This is a genomic window from Chitinophagaceae bacterium (genome assembly GCA_030053935.1).
Taxonomy (GTDB): Bacteria; Bacteroidota; Bacteroidia; order Cytophagales; family JASGCU01; genus JASGCU01.
In genome coordinates this window covers 21,741-39,991 of the sequence record JASGCU010000007.1, presented here as the reverse complement: position 1 = coordinate 39,991, position 18,251 = coordinate 21,741, and the positions used below count along the sequence as shown (strand labels likewise).

The window sequence follows — 18,251 nt, the reverse complement described above, 5'->3', positions numbered from 1 at the left end:
GAAAAAATAATGAAAGAATAATGACTATCTGCAAGAAAACAAATAAAAAACGGTTCAAAACTTTTCGGACAACCTCTTTTTTTTTTATTCTTTCTCAAAAAATCAATTTTTAGAACCAAACACAATATATTATAATCAAAGAATATAAGAATATAATAAAAAGAGTATCTTTGTGGGGGTACAATAAGTTAATATCTTATGAACATACAATTATGAAAATAGAAATTCTAAAATCAAAAATTCATAGAGCGAGAGTAACACAATCAGAACTCCACTATATAGGAAGTATAACTATTGATGAAGCGTTGCTCAAGGCATCGCATATTATAGAATATGAAAAAGTACAAGTCGTAAATATAAATAATGGCGAAAGATTTGAAACATACGCTATAAAAGGTGCCTACGGAAAAGGAGAAATATGTGTTAACGGGGCTGCTGCAAGAAAGGTTCAAGTAGGGGATATGCTCATTATTATTTCTTATTGCCAGATGGATATAGAAGCAGCAAAAAATCACAAACCCTTTATAATATTCCCCGATCATAATAACCAAATCGTACCTTGAAAAAGATCCTTCTTATTATTTTAAAATTTGTATCCCCCGCATGTGCTTCTATTATTATCATGTGGTGGCTTTTTAAAGACATGAAAATAGAAGAAATGCTCGCAAATATTTCTCATATCAATACAAACTACTTCTATATTGGCATTGCTTTTTTTATAACCTTAATAAGTCATTATATAAGAGCAGTAAGGTGGAATATGCTTTTACGTGCATTAGGACATACTATTTCTCACAATAAAGTATTCATATCCGTGTTAATAGGATATTTAGGAAATATTATCCTTCCCAGATTGGGTGAAGTAATCCGTTGTTCCATTCTCAAGAAAACCAATAATGTTCCTCTTGCATCCTCTATCGGAACAGTCATAACAGAAAGGATTGTCGACATTGTATCTATGATAGTAGTTATTTTTATATCTGTACTTATAGAATTTGATAAAATATCTCAGGTTCTCTTTCCCATACTCCATCAAATATATCAAAAAATACAAGGAAGGTACCTTTTACTCTTTTTATTTATAATGAGCGCTTTTTTATTAGCAATGCTCTATACCATAAAAAAATTTTTTGCTTCTCAAAAAATCCTTCTCAAGATACAAGAACTTTTTACTTTATTTGTTGCCGGAATACAGAGTATAAAAGATATACATTCTCCAAAATGGTTTTTTATACATACCTTTTTACTTTGGTTCACCTATTATCTAACTACTTATGTAGTTATCATAGCTTTTTCTAGTACAGAAGGGATTACTCTATCCCAAGGAATAGTAGTATTAGCAATGGCAACTATTGGTATGGCTCTTCCTGTGCAGGGAGGATTTGGAACATTTCACTTTTTTGTTTCCCAATCACTTATATGGTATAATATAGATAGCGCTATGTCTAAAACCATAGCTACTATTTTACATACTACGAGTATAGTAGCAATTATTATGTATGGAGGAGTAGCTTTTTTATGCTTTTTCTTTCTGAAACATAAAAAACATGATACAGACCAGTAAGAAAATTTGCTCTCTTGCAGATGCAATACCTACCATCCGCGGATGGAAAAAAGATACTAATAAAATTGTATTCACCAATGGATGCTTTGATATTATCCATAAAGGACATATAGACTACTTGGAAGAAGCAAAAAATCTAGGAGATAAACTCATCGTAGGAATAAATAGCGATGCTTCTATCAGAAAATTAAAAGGAAAAAATCGCCCTATAATAGATGAAGCAAGTAGATTACGAGTATTAGCTGCGATAGAATGTATAGATATGGTGATTCTTTTTGAAGAAGAAACCCCTTTATTAGTAATAAAAGCCATACACCCTGATATTTTGGTAAAAGGAGCAGATTATATGCAAAAAGAAGTAATAGGGGCTGATTTGGTATTACAAAACGGTGGAAAAGTGCAATTGATACAGATAACCGAGGGTTATTCTACTTCCCGCATTGTAGAAAAAATAAAGGAATCCGAATAATTACTTACCATTATGGTATGGTTTTTATTTTCAATCATTGACTTATTTCATGAATGTTCTTCTGCCCCCATTGTATTTACCATTTCCATTGTACACACCGAAACAGTTGTAATTCGTTTTATTAAATCAATTACAGTTTGTTTATAATCGGTAAATTTATACGTATTAAACTTTTCTGCAATTGTCTTATCATCTATTGTTTTTTCTTTGTATTGGTCTACTATCCAATGCAATGCACTACGATTTCCAAATTTATATTCCCAAGCAGATTTTGGAATTCCTGATATACTTGTATTTTCGTCTAAAATAATCTCTCCGCTTTCCGGTAAAGCTTTTAATTTTGGATTGGGATTATCTTTTAACCCTTCACTTTTAACTATTAACTCATAACTCTCCACGTTTTCATAACCAATATGCAAATCCATTAGTTCCTTGCCCCACTTACTCCATTTCCAAAAATCGTTGTAAAGCGGTACTCTTGGAAATTCTCGTTTTAAGTTGAGTTCGTATTTTTTAACATATTCAGGATTATGAAAAACTGCGTAAGTATAATAAAATATATCTTCTTTGGTAATCGTTTTATCATTATAATGATTCTTAAATTGAATTAATCCCCAATCGGTTACGTTTTTTAATTGGTTTCCTTTTTTGTCGTAGCGGTATAAAGGAATGCAAACACTATCCCCGTTAAAATGTAAATCAACTAATGTATCAGATCCTAAAACATTGAATTCTTTTTTTGACTGATTTATTGTAATTATTTTATTTTTTATTTTTAAGCTTTTTCCAAATATTAAGTAGTGATTGTTTGTTAATCTGTCGCTCAGTTTTTTTTCTGAATAGTATTGTTTTTTTACAAATGGTCGGTAAGCAATCAATGAAAAAGAGTTCTTTAGAAATTTTAATTTTTCATTTCTTAATAAATTATTCTTTAATGCTTCACTCCACTTAATAGAATAATCTAATACATCATTTATTTCATGTTGCGTTTTTTTATCTTTTAATTTTTCAACTTCTTTATTATAAATATCAATAAAAAACTTTATTTTATTTTCTAAATTTTTTGTATCAAAATCATAAACCCATTCATCTCTGTTTGTTGCAACTCCATTTGTAGTAAGCCGAAACAATGTATTTTTATTATTCTTTTCTATTATGGGAATGAGTTTTTCAAAATCTGTGTCAGCAATATTTATCCAGTTGTTATTTTTATCGGCTTGGATACTTTCAAATGGAATGGTTCGCAAAGATGTTGTTTCTAAAAATTCTAATTTTTCTTTTGCAGTTGGGAAATCCACTGGATAATATTTAATGAATTTTGTATCTGCTTTTTCTTTTCGTACGAAAAAAGCAATTGCCACACCTGTCATAATATTAAAAACATTTGCTTTTGCTTGTCCGCTGTTTGCACGAATATCTCCGTGTAAGTCCACAATATATGCATAATCAAATTCTTGGGCTATACTTTTACGAAAACCGTCAAACGTTCTGCTGTCAATAAAAGAACGGTTGGTAATAAAAGCCACAATGCCATTTCCATTTATTCTATCAGTTGCCCAACGATAAAATCTTGCATACATATCATATACTTTTGTTTTTTGGGCAGCACTATAATATACGTAAGTTTCTTTTATGCGTTTGTCTATTTCTTTGTAAGTTCTATTTTTATTATTATCATTTTCATTCTGCTGATGAGCATTATATGGTGGATTTCCAATAATTACTGATATTTTTTTCTCGTTTTGTTTTATGACTCTGTCCAAATTTTCGGCACTTACAGCATAGAGTTTGGTTTTCAATTGTTTTCCTTCGTAGCTAAATCCTAAGTTATCTAAGGTATCAACAAAAACGATATTCTCATAAGGTTCGTATTTTTTCATTTTTTGCTGATAGGTATATTCAATATTGAGGTTTGCAATATAATAGGGCAAAATCGCCAATTCGTTGCAGTGAATTTCGTTTTTATATTTATATTTTAAGTATTGTTCGGGGATATATTCAATAATATCGGTTATAAAAGTTCCTGTACCTGTACAAGGGTCAAGGATTTGCACGTTTTTATCGGCAAGATTTTTTCCAAAATATTTTTCCAGTAAAAAGTCAGTGCTTTCCACCATAAATTTAACAATTTCATTGGGCGTATAGATTACTCCGAGTTTATCTGCTCCTTTGGGATTATAAGCTTTATAGAAATTTTCGTAAACAACTTTCAGAAACTTTTGTTTTTCGTGGTAGCTTTCAATATTTCCTGCTTCCCGTTTTATGGTTTTGTAATAACTATCAATAGTAGCAAGTGTATCACGACGGACTGCTCCTGTGAAAAAAGTATTCACAACTATTTCTAATTCTCGTGCAATATTATTTTCTCTGTGAAAATGACTGTCGCCAAATACTGTATCAAATATTTCTGCTGTTAAAATATGTTGAATAATCATTTCTCGAATATCAAAAGCTGATATTTCGGGATTGATACTTTCACGGCATACATTCCAAAATTTTTCACGTTGTATTCTAAATTCGGGGTTCTTTTCTTGCTCCGCAATCATGGTGCGGAGCGTCTCCACAATATACGGAATATCTTCTTTAAATTTTTGAACAGCAATCCGAAAATCTGTTATCTCAGGGCGTTCATATTGTATAAATGCGGTTAAAATACGATGCAAAAATTCGGGGTTTTTCATTTCTCCCCGCATTAATTCTTTGTCTTGTTGAATTAAAACAATTTGTTCTGAGTTTTCAAATAGAATATTAAAAGTCGGATAACCAATTTCAATTTTTTTTTTAATCTCTTCGTCTAAATTATCTTGCATATCTTTACTTTCCCAATATCCCCAATCTTGTTGCAGGGCAGTTCTTACTGTTCCGTCTGGTCGTTTTCTAGAATATTTGAGTGATACTTCATCAACTAATTGTAATTTCTTTTGTACGCAATATCTGTCTAATAAATTGGCAAAAGCACGGCGAATACTTCTTTCATTCTCTGTGCCACCAAAACGTTTGTATTCGTTTATTGTATTATAGTAATTATGTATATCTTGTATTGACATAGTTTTTTAATTTTTGTAAATAAATTTTTTGTTCATCATTGGGTACGTCATACATCATTCTATTGGGATAGGAGAGTCAGAAATTCTTCCTCTGTGATCATGGTAATATTTAACTCTTTTGCCTTTTCTAATTTAGCTGGTCCCATATTTTCGCCTACCACAAGATAATCTAATTTTTTGGAGATAGAGGAGAGTAGTTTTCCTCCGTTTTGTTTTATGATATTTTGGAGTTCTTCCCTTTCCCATCTTTTGAATGTTCCGCTTATGACAAAGGTTTTATTTTCTAATATGTTGGATGGAGAGTTGGATTCTTTTTCTTTTATTTGAAAATGCAATCCCGCTGTTTTAAGAGCATGAATAAACGTAATATTTTGAGGGTTTTGGAAAAAATGCTGGATACTTTGAGCTATTTTTTCTCCTATTTCGGGTGCGCTTATGAGATCTTGATATGATGCATTCATAAGAGCATCTATATTTTGAAAATGGGTTGCAAGTTTTTCGGCGGTAGTTTTTCCTACATATCTTATTCCTATTGCAAACAGGACATTTTCAAAGGGTTCTTGTTTTGATTTCTGAATAGAATGTATAATATTCTCGGCTGATTTTTCACGGAGAGAACGAATATTATTTCCTCCTTTTTTGTCAGAAACAGTTTGTATTTCTAACCCATTCAGCATTTCGTAAGTGAGCTTATAAAGGTCGGATGGGTATTGTATAATATGTTTATCTATCAAACCACGAATGGTTTCTGTTCCAAGGTTTTCTATATTCATAGCATTTCGAGATATAAAATGCTCCATTCTGCCGAGTATTTGTGGCGGGCATTTCTCTCTGTTGGGACAATAGTGATTTGCTTCGGTTTCGTATCTCACTAATGGAGTATTACATTCGGGACAATGTGTTATATATTGAATGGGAAGAGAATCTTGTTTGCGATTTTCTAATTGTACTCCTGTAATTTTAGGTATAATTTCTCCTCCTTTTTCTACAAAGACCGTGTCTCCAATGCGGATATCCAATCTCTGCATTTCATTTGCATTATGAAGTGATGCTCTTTTCACAATAGTTCCTGCCAATGAGACGGGCTTAAGTTCTGCAACAGGAGTTATGGCTCCTGTTCTTCCCACTTGATAAGTAATATTTTCTAGGAGAGTAGTAATACTTTGAGCTTTATATTTAAAGGAAATAGCCCATTTAGGGCTTTTGGAGGTGAATCCTAATAAGCGTTGATGCTCTAAATTATTTATTTTTAAAACTATTCCGTCTGTATCCAAAGGGAGAGAATGGCGTTTGGTTTCCCACTCATGTATATAAGTGATAACTTCTGCAATATGAGAGCATTTTTGAGAAGTAGGAGAGAGAGGAAATCCCCATTTTTTGAGCAACTGTATGCATTCTTCGTGGGTTTTTGCAGGGATATTCTCCCCTAAAAGATAATAGCAGTATATATCTAACTTTCTTTTTGCTGCTATGCTTGAATTTTGTAATTTTAGAGTCCCTGATGCACTATTTCTTGGGTTCGAGAGGAGCGGCTCTCCCATTTCTTCTTTTTCTCTATTCAGCATATCAAATACTTTTCGGGATAAAAATATCTCTCCCCTCACCTCAAAATATTCAGGGACATCTCCATCCTTTAACCGAAGCGGAACAGTATGAATTGTTTTTACATTTTCGGTCACATTGTCTCCTTTTTCCCCATCACCACGTGTTATAGCACGGACTAATACCCCTTTTTCATAGATTAAACTAATGGAAACCCCGTCAAATTTTTGTTCGCAAAAGTATTCAAAAGGAGCATCTTCTAATCCTTTTCTTACCCTGGTATCAAAAGCAAGAAGTTCCGCCTCCGAGTAAGTATTTCCTAAAGAAAGCATAGGATACTTGTGTAATACCGTTTCAAATGCTTTGGTTATAGTACCTCCTACTCTTTGAGTGGGAGAATTGGGGTCTCGTAATTCGGGAAATTTTTCTTCTAAATCTTGCAACCTCAATAAGAGTTGATCAAATTCGTAATCGGATACCTTTGATGTATCTTCTTGGTAATAAGCATAACTATACTCCTGGATAGTTTGTATCAGAATTTCTATTTCTTTTTTGGCTTCTAATAGGTTCATAAAAATATTTGTATTAACGTGTATTCAATAATGACAGTATAAGGTTTTCTCTCTTTAAAGATATTCTACCGTATAATGAAGTAAATATAATACATGAATTTGTAATTTGTTATTATATTCTTGATTTTTTATTGGTAAACAGAATACATGGGTTGGATCATCCTCAAAAAAAAGAATAACATACACAAAAAAACGAAATAGTGACCTTATTTTATAAAAAATTAAAAAATATTTTTTAATTTAGGAATAGCTGTTTTTGTGTTTTTTATCAAAAATAATTAAGACATTTATTATTTTTTTAATAAACGAATCTTAAAATACTAAAAGGGTTCTGGTATTTTCTAAAGTTCAAAATAGTAACAATAATTTTTAGAATCAGTCAAAAATTAATTTTTTGTAATATGTTTAAATACATTAATATTAAGTTAGTAAGTATGTACTTATTGAGTAAGTATATATTATTTTTCATGAGGGGGATTTCATCTTATACTTATTTGATGCTAAAACATCTCAGTATAAGTATGTTATTTTTGCTGTTATGCATTCATTTTGTGCTAGCACAGGGGGATTATAGCTTATCGAAACAGATTCCATTAAATATATCGGCAAGTTTGTCTCCCGATAAGAAAACGTTTAGTTCTACTTTTGGGGACTATAATAATGATGGCTTTGTAGATTTATTTGTAACAGGATACGGTAATTCTATCTTATTTCAGAATAAGAATGGAGAATTTGTAAAAGATACTGTATCCTCTATTATAGGTCTTACAACCACGCCTTCTGCTAAATTTCTGGATTATGATAATGATAGGGATTTAGATCTGTTTGTAATAGGAAATCATAATGGAACAATGGTAGCAAGATTATATGAAAATGATTCCTCTAACTATTCTTTTAGAGAACTCACGGGAAGTAATTTTGCATTTCAAGGTCTATCCATTCCATCATCTGCTGTTTTAGATTATAATAATGATGGTTTTATGGATATATTTATAACGGGTACCACTGACAGCAGAGACCCAAGAATCTTCTATAGTTTTATCGCAGCACGTTCTATTCTTTATAAAAATAATAATGGAACCAGTTTTACTGTAGCGGATACTACTTTTGAGAATACATTAGGTTCTAATATCATGGTCGTAGATTATAATAATGATGGGAATTCAGATATTATTATACAAGGGATTGCGAGTACACAAGATATTGGGAATGACGATGTCACATTAGCAGGCAAATCATTTTTTTATAAAAATAACGGAACAGGTTTTTTACTGGACACTGCAAATAGCAATAATATTATCGGCATAACTTCGGGTTCTTCAAGTTTTGGAGATTATGACAATGACGGTGATGTAGATATATTTACTTCGGGATGTATTGAAGAAACGACGAACAGTTGTAACAGAGCAATATCTAAACTATACAGGAATGATTCTTCTCGTTTTTCCGAAGTCCCAAACCTGTTTAATACTAAACGAATACATGCTTATGATAATGGAGATCAAAAATTAATCACAGACAGTGTATATTTAACACAGAGTTTTTTTAGAGATTACAATAATGATGGATTTTTAGATATATTCTCTTTTGGAACAGTAGCACCTACACCTAATAAAAGTTATTTTTATAGTTCACAAATGAAATTATATAAAAATAACTCTGGCACAGGGTTTTCAGAAGTAACTTCCTCTTATCTTGGTAGCAGTGTAAATGATGAAAAAAAATTATTATTCTTATATGGAGTAGATGCAAGCTTTGGGGATTATGATAATAATGGAACATTAGATATAATATTATCGGGTTCTGAATATAACACTAAGTTATATGTTTATAGTCAAGACACAGGTTCTGCAAGTTCGAGAGTAAATACAACCGCTGTGGTATCAAGAAACACAATTCCCACTCCTCCTACCAATCCTCAGGTAAGTTTTGTTAACAGCAAAGCTTTTTTTTCTTGGAGTGCCTCAATCGACCAAGAAACTGAAACAATGGGTCTCTCTTATAATATGTATGTAGGAACAAGAACCAATAGAGATAGTATAAAAGCATCTTTATCTTTTACAGAAAATAATAACGGCACGAGGAAAATTTCAGAGCCAGGGATTATACAAGGAACTTCTTATAATATAGATCTCCCAAACCTTCCAAATGGACGATATTATTGGGGAGTTCAGGCAATAGATGGCGTTCTCGCAGGAGGATCATACTCTCAAGCAGGAGCTTTTATCGTAAATAACGGCAGGTTTAAAGGATTAAAACCACAAACCATTACTTTTACCATACCCGCACAAAAAATAATAACGGATACATACTTTATTATCAGTGCTACTGCTAACACTACTATGCCCATAAGGTTTGTAAGCTCTAACCCCTCAATAGCAACCATCAACGTAAATACCGTAACCATAAAAAGTGCAGGAATAGTACATATAAGTGCTTTTGTAAATGCTCCTAATGGAAGTGCAGATACGACATATATAGAAACAACAGAAGTAATCAGAAAACTAGAGGTGATAAAAGTAACTCAAACTATTTCTTTCCCCGCTCTTTCTCCTCAATATGCTCCTATTGGAAATACATTTGTTTTAAATGCTTCTGCAAGTTCGAGATTAGAATTATCTTACGTCCCTTCCAATACGATGGTAAGTATTAATAGAAATACTGCAACTATACGTGGTATAGGTACGGTAAATATTACTGCTATACAGTCAGGAAATAATAATTATGAAGAAGCCATTCCTATTACCAGATCATTGACCATTTCTAAATTAAACCAAACTATCACGTTTGGAAATGTATCAAATCCCACCATAGGACAAACTTTAGTTCTGAACGCCAGTTCCAGCAGTAGTTTAATGGTAAGTTATAGAAGCTCCGATGTAACTATAGCATCAGTGAATGGCAATACGCTAACAGCAAAAGCTGTAGGAAGTGTAACTATTACTGCCACGCAAGAAGGAAATGAAAATTTTAATCCTGCTACCGCTACTCAAAATGTAACAGTAATAAATTCTACTAAACTCATACCCTCTCTTACTTTCACTGCTATTCCTAATCTCAGCATAGGGCAAAAGTATACTCTTATTGTTACCTCTAATAGTCCTGTACCAATAATATTTACTTCATCGGATACGAATAAAGTAAGTATCAGAGGAACTACTGCTACAGCAAAAGCAATTGGAACTGCTACTATTACAGCTAATCAAGTAGAAAATACAGAATATAATGCCGCTACCGCTCAGCAAACGGTAACAGTAGTAGTTTCTACTACTCCATCTATGCATCCTCTCACTCCCATAGAAAAAGGAAACTCTGCTATCCGCATCTATCCTAATCCTGCCAATGATTATATAACCATTCAGTATGATAAGACACAAAAGGTTGCATCTGTGAAAATATATGATATTACGGGAAAGAGTTATGAATTAAGAATTAGGAATTATGAATTAGGCTTGAGAGTAGATTTGAAAACTTTATCCAAAGGAGAATATATTATTATACTCTATGGAGAAAAAGGGGAGGTATTGAAAGCAGAGAAGATAATAAAAGAGTAATGAAAAAATAATCGTAAGGGCAGAAATTTTTCTGCCCTCATTATTTGAACAAACATACACAAAAAACGAAATAATGATCTTATTTTATAAAAATTAAAAAATATTTTTTAATTTAGGAATAGATGTTTTTGTGTTTTTTATCAAATAAAAAAAAAGAGAAAGAACCGAGTAACAGAAAAATATGTAAAAAATAATAGAAAAAACAATACCTACCTTTAAGACAGAAGAAACAAGGATTCAAAAATATGAGACTATCCCCATTATCGATGCAATAAGTTTTGACAAAGATGTATTATCTAAAGCCAAAAACTCTAATATCAATTTGCTCAAATACAGAGGAGAACATTTTCAAGTAGTACATTACAATACTTTTTAGTTTTTTATCAGTAAAAAAAGAGCAATGAATTTCAAAGTTATATCAGATTTTACTCCAACAGGAGATCAGCCACAGGCAATACAATCACTCTATGAAGGACTTATGAGAGGAGATAACTATCAAACACTTTTAGGAGTAACAGGTTCGGGGAAAACATTCACTATGGCAAATGTTATAGAGAAACTGAACCGCCCCACTTTAGTGATAAGTCATAATAAAACACTCGCATATCAATTATACGAGGAACTAAAAGGATTCTTTCCTGAAAATGCTGTAGAATATTACATTTCTTATTATGATTATTACCAGCCCGAAGCATTTATTCCTTCCTCCAATACGTATATAGAAAAGGATTTATCCATTAACCAAGAAATTGAAAAACTACGTCTAAGTGCTACTGCCGCACTTTTATCAGGTAGAAATGATGTGGTGGTAGTGGCATCTGTTTCTTGCATATATGGTATTGGAAACCCTGAAGAATTTGGAAAAAATGTCATACAACTGCATAAAGGTGATAGATTGCCAAGAAATCAATTTTTATATTCTCTTATAGATATTCTATACAGCAGAAGTGATACAGATTTTAATAGAGGGAATTTTAGAGTAAAAGGTGATACGGTTGATGTTTTTATTGCCTATGGAGATTTTGCTTATAGAATTATTTTTTTTGGTGATGAAATAGAAACCATTCAAAAAATAGATCCTGAAACAGGAAAAAAAATAAATAACGAAGAAGCCATTTCTATTTTTCCTGCTAACCTTTTTGTTACAGGAAAAGAAACTCTTCAGATTGCAATTAAAGAAATACAAGACGATTTGATGACTCAAATACGTTTTTTTGAAAAAGAAGGAAAGGGATTTGAAGCCAAAAGATTACAAGAAAAAACGGAATTTGATTTAGAAATGATAAGAGAGATAGGATATTGCTCGGGAGTAGAGAATTACAGCCGTTATTTTGACAGACGAAAACCCGGACAACGTCCTTTCTGCCTCATAGATTATTTTCCTGATGATTTTTTAATGATAGTTGATGAAAGCCATGTTACCATTCCCCAAATCAGAGGTATGTGGGGAGGAGACAGGTCTCGCAAAATTAATTTAGTAGATTATGGATTCCGGTTGCCCTCCGCTTTGGATAATAGACCACTCACCTTTAATGAATTTGAAAGTATGGCAAATAGAGTGGTGTTTGTGAGTGCTACACCTGCAGATTACGAACTACAAAAATCAGATGGAATAATAGTAGAGCAAATTATACGTCCTACCGGAGTTTTAGACCCTCTTATTTATGTAAAACCTACTCTGAATCAAATAGATGATTTACTGAATGAAATTGATGAAAGGGTGAAAAATGATGAGCGCGTCCTTATAACTACCCTTACAAAAAGAATGGCAGAGGAACTACATAAGTTTTTAGAAAAAGCAGGTATACATTCAGGGTACGTCCACTCCGATGTAAAACCAATGGACAGAGTGGAGATATTAGATGGGTTGAGAAAAGGAAGTATAAGTGTTCTTGTAGGAGTCAATTTATTGAGAGAGGGGCTTGATTTACCTGAAGTATCCTTAGTAGCCATATTAGATGCAGACAAAGAAGGTTTCTTGAGAAATGTCAGGTCATTAGTGCAAACAATGGGAAGAGCTGCCCGAAATGAAAATGGAAAAGTAATTATGTATGCAGATAAAATGACCGATTCTATGAAAACAGCTATTGATGAAACAAACAGAAGAAGATCTATACAAACAGCATATAATACAGAACATAATATTATTCCTCAATCCATTAGAAGGTACAAAGCGGATAATAAACCATTCGCTTACTCTGGAGAAAAAACAGAAAAAACAAATGCTTCTGTCGCCGAACCCGTCATAAAATATATGACAACCGCACAAATAGAAAAAGTTATAAAAAATAATCAATCTCTTATGGAACAAGCCGCAAAAGATTTAAACTTTATGGAAGCTGCACGCATCAGAGATGAAATACAGATGCTCAAAAATATGCTCAAAGAAGCTCCAAAAGACAAAAAAAAATGAACCTAAACCCGAATCGAAAAACCATTTGAATCCATTTGTAATTTATAACTGTTTGCTTATCTTTTGCAATGGATTATTAACTACACTCGGTATTACTTGAGAACAAATACAATTTTCTCTTCTTAAAAGGAGTGGGAAGGGTGGTGAATACCAAATCTCAAGAAAAACAGAAGTATTCTTATTCTATCCCTATTGGTTTTTTGATAAGCTGGAAGCGATTGTTTTTATAGGGTCTAATTTTGTAATAACCCTTGTAGGTATGAGAATTATGAGAAAAAGCAAGAGAGCAGTGATGATATTTATTTGGAATATGAGAGGTATATCCCATGCTATTGGTACTACGTCAATATAATAGCTCATGGGGTCTAATGGAATTATTTCAAAATAATACTGGATAATTCCTATTGTTAATCCTATAGTATTCCCTAATAGTATTCCTTTGAAAATAATACCCATTCCTTGTAATACAAAGATATTTTTTATTAAAGAATGGCTTGCGCCGAGAGATTGCATTACTCCAATAAAATAAGATCTTTCCATTATGAGTATAAAGAGAACGGACATTATATTGAATCCTACTACAAATAAAATAATATAGAATAGCATAATGACATTTTTTCGAATAACTTTGAGCCAGTCGAAGAATTGTAATTCTTTGTTTTGGGTTGTTTCTGTAGTAAGGTTTCCGTCTATGGTATGGAGAATTTCTACTTCTGCTTGGTCTAATTGACTTTGTTTTTTTATGAACACTTCGTATCCACTAATGAGTGAATCTCCCCAGTTGTTGATTTTTTGGATGAGTGTTCTATTACAAAATATCAATTTATCGTCGAAGGTTTCTATATGTGTAGAATATATTCCTACAATTTTACATTTTCGTAATCGTGGTGGATTTTGCACAAAGTATATTATAATATCTTGTCCGAGAGATAGAAGGAGTTTGTCGGATAGTTTTTTACTTATCATGATTTCGTGGATTTGTTGTGGATTTGTTTTTAAAAATCTACCTGTTATGATATTCTCTTGGAATCTTGTGGTGTCAAAATCTTCTCCAATTCCTTTGAGAGCAATCCCTTGTACTTCATTTTCTGTTTTGATGATACCTGTTTTAATGGTAAAACTTTGCACATGAGATATATAGGGGATAGTTTTCCAATTTTTATAGAAGGTGGTTTGCAGAGGGAAGGCAGATTCTTTAGTATTATCTCCCATATTATATTTGGTGATGGTAATATGTCCCATGAGGTTGAACATTTTTTCCGTAATTTTGCGTTCAAAACCATTGAGGATGAGCAAAGATACGATGATAGTAGCAATTCCAGTTGCAAGCGAGGCAATAGCAATGCTATATATGGTATGGGATAGTGTATCTTTGCTTCCGTGCTTCATTTTTTGAAATATAAAATAGGCAAGTTTCATTATGTAAGAGTTAAGTTCTAACAATTGATTTTTTTATGAAAAAATAAATAATACCCAAAAAAAAATGACTGGAATTTAAAAATTAATTTTTTTTTGTGGACACTCAATATATAGTATACTTTATATAAAATCACTTTTAGTTTTTGTATTTTAGGATAATATTAAAAATTGACAGATAGTTTGAAGTTAAAAAATCGAGAAGAGAGAGAGTTAGGTATCGCATATTGGTTATTTTCAAAGTCTTTTATCCAGTTGTAGGAGATGACATTATTGACTCCTATGAGGTTGAGTATATCCAAACTTATTGTTATAGATTTGAGATAGGGGTATGGGAGGGGAAATATTTTTAGAATACCGAGGTCTAATCTTTGGTAATCTTTTCCTTGGAATGAGTTTCTATATTCTATATTTTTTGGGGGGCCGAAGGGGAGTCCCGTTCCGTATAAAAAGCTGAGAGATACTTTTACTGTGGGAATTCGTGGGATGTAATCTTGAAAAAATAATCCTACGGTAACCCTTTGGTCTGTGGGTCTTCTTATTTGTCCTCGTTTATCATTAAAAAGGTTTTCCGTAGTTTTTAGTATTCCGATGCTCAGCCATGAATCTGTTCCTGCGATAAATTCTCCATTTATTCTAAAATCAACTCCATAAGCCCATCCTGTAGCAGTATTTTCTCCAAAATAGCGGAGATTTATGTTTTCTATATCATAAGGTATGAGGTTGTTTAGGTATTTGCAATAAGATTCTGTAATAATTTTGAAGTTTTTATTTTTCCACTTAAAATATTTTTGTAGGTTGATGATGCCATGATAAGATTCTTGTGCTTTTATTTGTCTATTTATAGAGCCGTCGTATCTTCGCATTTCTCTATACAGCGGGGGTTGTTGGTAAACTCCTGTGGATATTCCGATGGAATAGGATTTTTTATTTCCGAAATTATATGTGTATTGGATTCTTGGACTTATGAGGAGTTGATTTGTGAATGTGCTAAAAGAATTTCGTATGCCTATATGAAATGAATGATCCTCTAATTGTATGTTGTGTTGTATATAAAAGGTATAATGGAAATTATTGAGAGATATATTTGATCCAATTTTTTGGGTTATTTTTGCAAAATCGGCGGAATCTTGAAAGGTATATTCGTCTATGAGGTCGTCCAATTTTTCATTTTTAAACTCTACTCCCATTTCGGAGGTGTGTTGGGAGTTCCAAAATAGAGAATATCTTGTGTCTGTATTTATGAAAAGGGCTTTGAGAGAATTACGGGAATGTTTGTATTGGGTTCCTAATCCTATGGTATTGAGACATTTGTTGAATCCGCTATCTGCTGTGTTTTTATTGACATCGCAAAGGCGGTATCCTGATTCTAATTCTATATTTTCTTTTTCTTCTGTATAAGTTGTGGAAAATACGACTTCTAATTTATGTTTTTCATCCCACCAATTTGTCCATTTGATAGCATTTTGCATGGTTTCGTATTGTAAAATTTCTTGTCCATCGAACCCCGCTTCAAATCTCACTTGTTTATAGAAAGTTCCAAATTCTACGGCTTCGTTTTCGGGTTTTGTAAAATATTTATTTTGGGCATACATATTTAAGAAAGAGAGTTGGTATCTATAACGTGCATTTACCTTCTTTTGGGGGAGGGAAATAAAAGATTGTATGTCGAAAAAACGAGGAAGATACTGTCCTTGTGTGGGGAGAGTATTTAAAAGATAGCGAGTATCTTTATAACGGAATCCTATGAGTATGGAGATATTTTTTATATTTCCTCCCCAATAGGCGTTAGAACCTAATAGCCCTAAAGAGACAGATGCAGATTGTTTAGTGGGTTTTTTATAAGTAACATTTAGAACAGAAGCCATTTTATCTCCATATTTTGCTTGCCATCCTCCTGCTGAAAAATATACAGAGGAGGTCATATCTAAATTTACAAAACTTAAGCCTTCTTGTTGTCCTGATTTTACTAAAAATGGTCTATACACAGGAATATCATTTACATATACTAAATTTTCATCATAGCTTCCTCCTCTTACAGAATATACGGAGCTGAGTTCACTGGTAACGACAACTCCTGGTAAAGTAGCTAATAGGCGTGAAATATCAAGAGTAGGGGCGGGTATTTCTAAAATCATTTTGGGGTTTATTTCTAAAAAATTTTGTGTTTGATTCCTTTCTTTCGTAGATTCTATATCTACATCGGACAAAATTTTTGTTTCTTCTTCTAATATTACTTCTATGGGGCTGTTTCCATTATAAAAAAGTTTTTTTTCATAATATCCTACATGTTGAAAAATAAGAGTGGTTGGAATGGGGATTTGTTTTTTTATGAGAAAATAACCAGAAGAATCAGATACTGCAATTATTATTTTGGGGTCTTGTGTACTAATAGTTACATTAGGGAGAGGTTTTTTTGTGGTTGTGAGTATGTTTCCATGTATATTTTTTTCTTGGGCAAAGATATTTTGATTTACAAAAAGAAGAGATAAAAAAAATACACGGTAAGAGAGCATGGACGTTAGAACAATTGTTTTTTTAGGTGATCATGGTATATTTTAAAAGAAATAGGTATTATAAAAAAAGAATCATTCTGTTTTTTTAGAGAGAGAGTGGTGTTGTTCTTTTTTTTTCAGATTTTATTTCTTTTCTGTTTGTTGATAGTTTGGTGGCAAGAAACATTGCTTCTCTAAAAGATAGTTCGGATGCAATATTTTTTCCGGCGATAGAAAAAGCAGTTCCATGGTCAGGAGAAGTTCTTATATAAGGCATTCCTGCTGTATAGTTAACGCCTGTTTCAAAGGAAAGCATTTTAAAAGGAATAAGTGCTTGGTCGTGATACATTGCTACAATACCATCGTATTTTTTGTATAAAAGATTTCCAAAAAATCCGTCGGAGGGGAATGGTCCAAACACTGTATAATTTTCTTCTTTGAGTTCTAAAATAGCCGGTTCTATAATATTTTTTTCTTCGTTACCGAGTAGTCCTTTTTCGCCGCAGTGAGGGTTGAGTCCTAAAACAGATATAGTAGGTCTTGCTATAAGAAAGTCCTCTTGGAGTGTGTTATACATAATTTTTATTTTATGTTTCACTAATTCTTTGGTAAGTTTTTGAGAAACTTGTTGGATAGGGATGTGCCCTGTTACTAATCCTATTTTCATAAATGCGCTTACCATCATCATTATATAATTATTACATTGAAATGCTTCTGCTAAGTATTCTGTATGGCCAGGAAAAGAAAATTCATCAGATTGCATGCTTTGTTTTGATATAGGTGCTGTTACGATTGCATCTATATATTTATTTTTCAGGTCATGGACAGCTTTTTGGAGAGAACTAAGGGCGTACTTTCCTGCTTCTTGGGATTCTTTTCCTGTTTGAATATGTATTTTTCTGTTTTGAGTGTTTATAATATATATTTTACCAGGAGATATATTTGTTATGGTTTCTATGTTATGTAAACGGAAGTGCGAGATATTTAATATTTTCATGTAATGATCAAATATTTCTTCAGACCCATAGATAACGGGTGTAAAAAAATCTAATATACGTTCGTCTAAGAGAGATTTTATTATGATTTCTGGTCCTATTCCATTTATATCTCCTATGGTAATACCTACAATAGGTATTTTTTTTTCGGTTGTCATTTTTTTATTTTGATCATTGTATGTAT

General features: G+C 32.3%; 10 protein-coding genes. 5 read left to right on the top strand and 5 right to left on the bottom strand.

Annotation, left to right across the window (positions count from 1 at the left end; translation table 11 throughout):
- Positions 1-212: 212 nt before the first annotated feature.
- The 3 genes from QM536_01815 to rfaE2 are packed head-to-tail and all read left to right on the top strand — an operon-like array spanning position 213 to position 2,033.
- Entirely contained in the window at positions 213-563 is a 351-nt protein-coding gene (locus tag QM536_01815; GenBank protein MDI9355746.1) for an aspartate 1-decarboxylase, read from the top strand.
- On the top strand, positions 560-1,564 hold the full coding sequence (locus tag QM536_01810) for a lysylphosphatidylglycerol synthase transmembrane domain-containing protein (protein MDI9355745.1): 1,005 nt from the start codon (positions 560-562) through the stop codon (positions 1,562-1,564). Before QM536_01815 ends, QM536_01810 begins: the two co-directional genes overlap by 4 nt.
- Positions 1,548-2,033 (top strand): D-glycero-beta-D-manno-heptose 1-phosphate adenylyltransferase, encoded by a 486-nt coding sequence (gene rfaE2 / locus QM536_01805; protein MDI9355744.1) that lies wholly within the window; start codon positions 1,548-1,550, stop codon positions 2,031-2,033. Before QM536_01810 ends, rfaE2 begins: the two co-directional genes overlap by 17 nt.
- 47 nt (positions 2,034-2,080) lie before the next feature.
- On the opposite strand, the gene QM536_01800 is transcribed toward rfaE2, so the two are convergent.
- Both QM536_01800 and ligA read right to left on the bottom strand, forming a co-directional pair.
- Positions 2,081-5,080, bottom strand: coding sequence for an N-6 DNA methylase (locus tag QM536_01800; protein MDI9355743.1), 3,000 nt, complete (start codon positions 5,078-5,080; stop codon positions 2,081-2,083).
- A 59-nt stretch (positions 5,081-5,139) separates the two neighbouring features.
- Positions 5,140-7,194 carry an NAD-dependent DNA ligase LigA gene (ligA, locus tag QM536_01795; protein MDI9355742.1) on the bottom strand — a complete coding sequence of 685 codons (2,055 nt, stop codon included), beginning with the start codon at positions 7,192-7,194 and terminating at the stop codon, positions 5,140-5,142.
- A 521-nt stretch (positions 7,195-7,715) separates the two neighbouring features.
- On the opposite strand from ligA, the gene QM536_01790 reads away from it, so the two are divergent.
- Both QM536_01790 and uvrB read left to right on the top strand, forming a co-directional pair.
- Entirely contained in the window at positions 7,716-10,748 is a 3,033-nt protein-coding gene (locus tag QM536_01790; GenBank protein MDI9355741.1) for an FG-GAP-like repeat-containing protein, read from the top strand.
- A gap of 400 nt (positions 10,749-11,148) precedes the next feature.
- Entirely contained in the window at positions 11,149-13,161 is a 2,013-nt protein-coding gene (gene uvrB / locus QM536_01785) for an excinuclease ABC subunit UvrB (protein ID MDI9355740.1), read from the top strand.
- 189 nt (positions 13,162-13,350) lie between these two features.
- Here the strand turns inward: uvrB and QM536_01780 are convergent, their stop codons facing one another.
- The 3 genes from QM536_01780 to pdxA form a co-directional block, all read right to left on the bottom strand.
- Positions 13,351-14,580, bottom strand: a complete 1,230-nt coding sequence (locus QM536_01780; GenBank protein ID MDI9355739.1) for an ABC transporter permease — start codon at positions 14,578-14,580, stop codon at positions 13,351-13,353.
- A 161-nt stretch (positions 14,581-14,741) separates the two neighbouring features.
- Entirely contained in the window at positions 14,742-17,093 is a 2,352-nt protein-coding gene (locus QM536_01775; GenBank protein MDI9355738.1) for a carboxypeptidase-like regulatory domain-containing protein, read from the bottom strand.
- Positions 17,094-17,178: 85 nt separating this feature from the next.
- Positions 17,179-18,225: a 4-hydroxythreonine-4-phosphate dehydrogenase PdxA gene (gene pdxA / locus QM536_01770; GenBank protein MDI9355737.1), complete on the bottom strand. Its 1,047-nt coding sequence runs from the start codon at positions 18,223-18,225 to the stop codon at positions 17,179-17,181.
- Positions 18,226-18,251 lie beyond the last annotated feature (26 nt).

Coding starts and splice junctions, on each gene's coding strand:
- QM536_01815 (MDI9355746.1), top strand. CDS start 213: ATGAAAATAGAAATTCTAAAATCAAAAATTCATAGAGCGAGAGTAACA.
- rfaE2 (MDI9355744.1), top strand. CDS start 1,548: ATGATACAGACCAGTAAGAAAATTTGCTCTCTTGCAGATGCAATACCT.
- QM536_01800 (MDI9355743.1), bottom strand. CDS start 5,080: ATGTCAATACAAGATATACATAATTACTATAATACAATAAACGAATAC.
- ligA (MDI9355742.1), bottom strand. CDS start 7,194: ATGAACCTATTAGAAGCCAAAAAAGAAATAGAAATTCTGATACAAACT.
- QM536_01790 (MDI9355741.1), top strand. CDS start 7,716: ATGTTATTTTTGCTGTTATGCATTCATTTTGTGCTAGCACAGGGGGAT.
- uvrB (MDI9355740.1), top strand. CDS start 11,149: ATGAATTTCAAAGTTATATCAGATTTTACTCCAACAGGAGATCAGCCA.
- QM536_01780 (MDI9355739.1), bottom strand. CDS start 14,580: ATGAAACTTGCCTATTTTATATTTCAAAAAATGAAGCACGGAAGCAAA.
- QM536_01775 (MDI9355738.1), bottom strand. CDS start 17,093: ATGCTCTCTTACCGTGTATTTTTTTTATCTCTTCTTTTTGTAAATCAA.
- pdxA (MDI9355737.1), bottom strand. CDS start 18,225: ATGACAACCGAAAAAAAAATACCTATTGTAGGTATTACCATAGGAGAT.